Source organism: Xanthomonas sp. 3498 (assembly GCF_014199795.1).
Taxonomy (GTDB): domain Bacteria; phylum Pseudomonadota; class Gammaproteobacteria; order Xanthomonadales; family Xanthomonadaceae; genus Xanthomonas_A; species Xanthomonas_A rydalmerensis.
The window spans coordinates 331,330-337,730 of the sequence record NZ_JACHOH010000005.1 but is presented as its reverse complement, the minus strand read 5'-3'; the positions used below and the strand labels follow the sequence as shown (position 1 = coordinate 337,730).

Genomic DNA, 6,401 nt, shown 5'->3' with positions numbered 1-6,401 from the left:
TTTTTCGCCGGCACATGGATGTGCCGTCGAAAAATGCCCGTCGTGGCTGCGAACCCGGAGCGCGTAGCGCGGAGGGCGCGCTGCGGGGTGTGCTTTCTTTTGGTTACTTTTCTTTGCACAAGCAAAGAAAAGTAACTCGCCGCAAGGCGAAAGCTTTGCTCTTGCACTTGCTGCTACGGCGGCGGCCGCTGAATTGTAGGAGCGGCTTTAGCCGCGACAGCGCGAGTCCATTCTGCCTGTCGCGGCTAAAGCCGCTCCTACAGACCTTCTCGCCTGACACACAAACTTCGAGCAACAGCAAAGGCTTTCGCCCTTGCGGGCGAGTTACTTTTCTTTGCTCGCGCAAAGAAAAGGTAACCAAAAGAAAGCGCGCCCTGCCTCGCGCCCTCCGCGCTGCGCGCTCCGGGTCCGCGTCCAGCCCGGGGATCCGCGGAAGGGGCTTGTCTGCTTCGCAGCCAAGTCCGGGGCAGTCGCCTCACGGCGCCAGCCCGCCCGCCGGGGCGAAGCAGTGCTTCGCCTTTTTCCGGCGAGCCCTGCCCCTGCCGCGGACGGCGCACGTCCCTGTGCGCCGCCCCTTCGGGGTTTTTCCCCGCGCTGGCCGCCGCTTCGGAAGGGAACCCGGTAAATCAAAAGCTGGGGCAGCAGCCAAAGCACAGCAACAGCAACAGCAAAGGCAAGTGCAACGGCGGCCGCAACCGCTATCGCTACGGCTGCTCCGGTTGAGCACCTCCAACGCAACTCTTGCGCGCGTCTGCGCACCGCAAGCGCAACACCTCTAACCCTTTTCCAGGCACCCGACCATGGCCACCCCCGACCTGCCGACCTTCGACAAGATCCTCATCGCCAATCGCGGCGAGATCGCCTGCCGGGTGATCGCCACCTGCCGCAAGCTCGGCATCGCCACCGTGGCCGTGTACTCCGATGCCGACCACGATGCCCGCCACGTGCGCCTGGCCGACGAGGCCGTGCACATCGGCGCCGCGCCAGCACGCGAGAGCTACCTGCGCGGCGAGCGCATCCTCGAGGCCGCGCAGCGCAGTGGCGCGCAGGCCATCCATCCCGGCTACGGCTTCCTGTCCGAGAACGCCGAGTTCGCCGAGGCCTGCGCCGCGCGCGGGCTGGTGTTCATCGGGCCGCCGCCGGCGGCGATCCGCGCCATGGGCGACAAGAGCGCGGCCAAGGCGCTGATGCAGGCGGCCGGGGTGCCGCTGACGCCCGGTTATCACGGCGAGCAGCAGGATCCGGAGTTCCTGCGCGAACAGGCCGCGGCCATCGGCTACCCGGTGCTGATCAAGGCCAGCGCCGGCGGCGGCGGCAAGGGTATGCGCCGGGTCGATCGCGACGAAGACTTCGCCGCCGCGCTCGCCGCCTGCCAGCGCGAGGCGCAGGCCGCGTTCGGCAATGCGCACGTGCTGGTGGAGAAGTACGTGCTGCGGCCGCGGCACATCGAGATCCAGGTGTTCGGCGACAGCCACGGCGAGCTGGTGTATCTGTTCGAGCGCGACTGCTCGGTGCAGCGCCGCCACCAGAAGGTGCTGGAGGAAGCGCCTGCGCCAGGCATGGACGAAACGCGGCGTGCGGCGATGGGCCAGGCCGCGGTGGAGGCCGCGCGCGCGGTCGGCTATGTCGGTGCCGGCACGGTGGAGTTCATCGTCGCGCCCGATGGTGCGTTCTACTTCATGGAAATGAACACCCGCCTGCAGGTGGAGCATCCCGTCACCGAGTGCATCACCGGCACCGATCTGGTCGAGTGGCAGTTGCGCGTGGCCGCCGGCCAGCCGCTGCCGCAGCGCCAGCACGAACTGGCGATCCGCGGCCATGCGCTGGAAGCGCGGCTGTACGCCGAAGACCCGGCGCGCGGCTTCCTGCCCTCGATCGGCACGCTGCAGCACCTGCGCCTGCCCGCCGCCGATGCGCATACCCGCGTCGATGCCGGCGTCGAGCAGGGCGACACGATCGGCCCGCACTACGATCCGATGATCGCCAAGCTGATCGTCTGGGATGCGACCCGCGAGCGCGCGCTGCGGCGCATGCAGGCGGCGCTGGCCGCGTGCCAGGTGGTGGGCGTATCGACCAATGCCGCGTTCCTGCAGCGCCTGGTCGGCACCACGGCATTCGCGCAGGCGGATCTGGACACCGCGCTGATCGAGCGCGAGCACACTGCCCTGTTCGATATCCCCACCCCGACCACCGACGCGCTGTGGAGCCTGGCCGCACTGGCCTGGCAACTGCACGAGCCAGCGCCGGCCGCGCAGGCTGCCGATCCGCAGTCGCCGTGGGACCTGCGCGACGGCTGGCGGCTGGGTGCGCTGGCGCCGCGTGCGCTGACCTTGCAGCATGGCGAGACGCAACGCACGCTGCACCTGACCGCGCACGCGGGCGGCTGGCGGATCCACGACGCGCAGGCGCAGGACGCGCTCGAGGCGAGCGGCCAGTTGCGCGACGGCCGCCTGTCCGCGTTTCTCGGCACGCAGCGGGTGCAGGCCGAGGCGGTGTTCGCCGGCACGCAGCTACACCTGTTCGTCGACGGCCACGGCTACCTGTTCGAACGCCACGACCCGGTCGCCGAGGCCGACCAGCCGGCGGTGGAGAGTGGTGGCCTGACCGCGCCGATGCCGGGGCGCATCGTCGCCCTGCTGGTCGCGCCCGGCACCCAGGTGCGCCGCGGTACGCCGCTGCTGGTGCTGGAGGCGATGAAGATGGAGCACACCCTGCAGGCGCCGGCCGACGGCACGGTGCAGGGCTTCCGCGTGCGCGAGGGCGAGCTGGTCGGCGACGGCGTGGCGCTGCTGGATTTCGACGCGGCCTAAGCGGCACGCGCCAGGCCGCGGTCGCCAAGGCCGCGGCAAGGCGTCACACTCGGCGCTGGTCCTTCGCCGTGCCTGCGCCATGAAACTCACTGCCCACGTTCTCGACGGCCACACCCTGGACGTGCGCCCGGCGCCGCGCGAGCGGCCGTGGATGGACCAGACCGCCGAGCGCTACGCCTACCGCTGCCTGCCGCTGGACATCGCCAACGCGCACGGCTGGGAATTGCTGTGCCAGACCGCGTTCGAGGCCGAGTGGAACGGCGGCAACGCGCTCGACGACCTGCGCGTGCAGCCGCCGCCGGGCACGCACGCGCCGGCAGTCAGCCACTTCGGCTACGGCGTGCTCACCTTCCATGTGCCGTGCCTGTTCCGCACCGAGGCAGGCGTGGATCTGTACGTCACTGCGCCGGTGAACCGGCCCAAGGACGGCATCGCCGGGCTTACCGGGCTGATCGAGACCGATTGGAGCCCGTACACCTTCACCATGAACTGGCAGTTCACCCGCCCCGGCCGGGTGCGGTTCGAGGCCGGCGAGCCGTTCTGCCACTTTTTCCCGGTGCAGCGCCGCGTCCTGGCCGAGACCGAGCCGAGCTGGCAGCCGCTGTCGCAAACGCCGGAACTGGAACGCGAGCACCAGGAATGGATGCGCAGCCGCGGGCAGTTCCTGCACGAGCTGGAACAGCCCGACTCCAACGCCAGCCGCGAAGGCTGGCAGCGCAGCTACTTCCGCGGACCGGCGCCGGGGCAGTGCCCGGCCGGCGTGGAGCACCGGGTGAAACTGCGGCTGGCACCGTTCACCCGCGGCGACGACGTGGCGTGAGGGCGGCTCAGCGCGGGTGGCGCTGGCGCACGCGCGTGGACAGGCGGAACACGCCGTAGGCCAACAGCATGCCCAGGCCCCCGGCAACGGCATGCGCCCAGTCGAACACGCGCGGGCCGAGGCCGCCGGCCTGGTCGCCCCACAGATTGAACAGCACCAGGACGATGGCGGTGAGCCCCAATCCGGCCAGGAACGCGGCGCGATTGGCGCCGAGCGCATAGAACAGGAACGGCAGGCCCAGCCCGACCAGGAAATGCACCGGGAAGAAGTACACCGAACCGTAAGGCCGCAGCAGCGACCAGACGATGGCAGCGAAGACCGCGACGAACACGAACAGGCCCAGCGACAGCGCGCGGGTCTTGGCGGGGGGAAGGCGTGGCTCGGTCATGCGTCACCTGCGGGCAATCGTCGACCGTAGCCGAGGGCGGATCACGGCCCGGTCAAGACTGCGCGCAGCGCTCGGCTGCAGGCGCTCAATGCGCGGTGCGGCACCACTGCCGCTCGCACGGCACGCCATCGCGGTTGCCGTCCATCTCCACGCCCGGGCAATGCTGCAGGAAGTACATCGCTTCGGCGCAGGACGTCATCTGCGCGCAATGCGTGCGACCGTCGCACTGGAACGCGGGCGCTGTCGCCGGCGAGGCGTGCGCAGTGGCGGCTGGCGCAGCGGGTGATGGTGGCGCTGTGGTGGCTGCCTGCGGGGCCGCCACGAAGCGCAGCGCCGCGTAGGCGGCGAGCGCGAGCACCGCCAGCAGCATCAGCACGCCGAGCCAGCGGCCGCGACGCGTGCGCGGTGCGGCCACCGCGCGCGCCTGCACCGCCGGCGCACGGCCGGGCCGCATCACCCGCAACGCCCGCGGCCGCCCCTGCGCGTCGTGCTCCAGGTCGAAGGAGATCAGCTCGCCCACCCGCGGGGGCACGCCGTCGTCGGGAAACGCCGCGCGTTGCACCTCGGCTTCGGTCTCGCGATGCGCCAAGCGCACCCGGCCGCAGCCGCGCTCCTCGTCCCACTGAATCAAGGTCCCGTGCGTACGCATGGCGTCACCGCAAGAAAGTGCATCGCCGCGGTGGACGCCGCCGTGCCCGGTGCGTCCACCGTCCCCACCGCGCCTGCCCGCTCCCGCCAGCGCAGCCCCGCGCGCAGCATGCCACGGCCGGAGTATCCGCGCTGGCCTGCCGCGACCGCTGCATGCAGGCCCGGCTGCGTTGGCATGACCCGCCGTCCGCTTGCTGCCGCAGCGTCGGCGGGCGCAACTGTCTACCACCGGCTGCGCGGCGCTCGCTAGAGTCCGAAGCGTCGAGCAACGCCGACGCCCGCACACCGCGCGGCGCTGGCGATCGACGCGCAACCCGGCATCGCGGCCGCCGCATGGCGCCGCCCCCGCAGCATTCGTCCCCCGATGCTGCCTGCCGGGCCCGCGCGTTTCCCCCACGCTCGACGCAACACGATCCTTCAGCGCAGTTGCCTTCCACACGGGGTCAGGAGAGCGACGTGGACATGTCTTCGGTCCGCTAGGCCGTTTCCACCGCATCGCCGCTTCCACAGCTTCGCCGCCGCGTCCGCGCGGCGGAAGTGGACGCTGCACCTCCCAATGCATCTCTCGCTTCGTCTGCGCGCGCAGCCGGATGCATGCGCGTGCCTGTGGCACGGCGGGAGTCCCTCATCGCGGCCGCGCAGCAGCGCGGGCGTGCGGCCGGTCCGGGGCCAGGGGATGTCCGGACACAGGACGCGGCATCGTCCGCACGCACCGACGCACACGACCGGAGGTCCATCATGCACCTGCCCCATCCGCGCATTCTCGCCATCGCCACCGCGCTGACTCTCGCCAGCGGCGCCGCCTCCGCAGGGCGGTTTCCGGATTTCGGCTACGCGCCGCCATCCACCTATACAGGGCCGGTGTTCCAGCTCAGCCAGGACTATCCGCAGCAGCCGCCCAGCGGCCCGTTGCCAAGCTTCTTCCAGAAACTGCCCCGACCGCTGACCAACAACTTCGAAACCTGGCGCGGCTATGCCGACGCGGTAAAGACCTACTGCCTGGAAGGCAACGTCGAAAGCGACTGGTACGTGCAGAACAACAAGCTACGGCGCTGGTACCACGCCCCCTGGCAGCACTATGGCCCGCACGGCCGCGAAGGCGTGCACGGGCTGACCCAGGAAGCGCCGATCCAGGCCAAGCAACTGGCGCCGACCCAGCTCACCTCCGGCCAGACCTTCGCGGTCGGCATCTACAACGATGTCGGGGGCTATACCTTCGGCCAGGTGTGGAAGGATCCGCAGAATCCGGATCCCAGCTTCACCACCAAGCCCAACACCTTCCGCGACGGCACCGTGGTGTGCAAGGCGCTGTTCGCCGACGTGGACCTGAGCCAGGTGCCGTTCCTGCAGAACCCGGTGCTGTGGAACGCCTGGGTGCCGAACAGCTACGGTTCCACCGACCGCACGTCAAGAAGGTGGCGCTGATCCAGATGGACTTCGCCGTGCGCGACAGCCGCATTCCCGGTACCGGCTGGATCTTCGGCACCTTCCAGTACAACGGCGCGGTCAGCGGCAAGCCCGGCTGGCAGAACCTGGTGCCGGTGGGCGTGATGTGAGGCAACGATCCGCAGAACAGCAGCGACGACTACACCAACAAGCAGCCGACCCGGACCCGGATCAATCCGCGCATCCTGCAATCGGCGATCAACGCCAAGCCGGAACTGCCGCCGACCCACCTGGGCTGGAACGGCCGCCTCAACGGCCCGGTGGACAATCCGGTCAGTTCCTGCATGAG

The 6,401-nt window shown here is 70.1% G+C and carries 6 protein-coding genes; 4 read left to right on the top strand and 2 right to left on the bottom strand.

Annotated elements, in window-relative coordinates:
- The first annotated feature begins 800 nt into the window (after nt 1-800).
- Nucleotides 801-2,810 (top strand): acetyl/propionyl/methylcrotonyl-CoA carboxylase subunit alpha, encoded by a 2,010-nt coding sequence (locus GGR66_RS16020; protein WP_184448999.1) that lies wholly within the window; start codon nt 801-803, stop codon nt 2,808-2,810.
- A 79-nt stretch (nt 2,811-2,889) separates the two neighbouring features.
- Entirely contained in the window at nt 2,890-3,630 is a 741-nt protein-coding gene (locus GGR66_RS16015; RefSeq protein WP_184448997.1) for a DUF6065 family protein, read from the top strand.
- A 7-nt stretch (nt 3,631-3,637) separates the two neighbouring features.
- Here GGR66_RS16015 and GGR66_RS16010 read toward each other — a convergent pair whose 3' ends face one another.
- A complete protein-coding gene (locus GGR66_RS16010) occupies nt 3,638-4,018 on the bottom strand; it encodes a hypothetical protein (protein WP_160968402.1) in 381 nt (126 codons plus the stop codon).
- An 85-nt stretch (nt 4,019-4,103) separates the two neighbouring features.
- Nucleotides 4,104-4,667 (bottom strand): excalibur calcium-binding domain-containing protein, encoded by a 564-nt coding sequence (locus GGR66_RS16005; protein ID WP_184448995.1) that lies wholly within the window; start codon nt 4,665-4,667, stop codon nt 4,104-4,106.
- A 737-nt stretch (nt 4,668-5,404) separates the two neighbouring features.
- Here GGR66_RS16005 and GGR66_RS21255 point away from each other — a divergent pair.
- Together GGR66_RS21255 and GGR66_RS21250 are read left to right on the top strand one after the other, a co-directional pair.
- Nucleotides 5,405-6,091 (top strand): hypothetical protein, encoded by a 687-nt coding sequence (locus GGR66_RS21255; protein WP_255421726.1) that lies wholly within the window; start codon nt 5,405-5,407, stop codon nt 6,089-6,091.
- A complete protein-coding gene (locus GGR66_RS21250) occupies nt 6,082-6,222 on the top strand; it encodes a hypothetical protein (protein ID WP_255421725.1) in 141 nt (46 codons plus the stop codon). The genes GGR66_RS21255 and GGR66_RS21250 overlap by 10 nt, the downstream gene beginning before the upstream one ends.
- Nucleotides 6,223-6,401 lie beyond the last annotated feature (179 nt).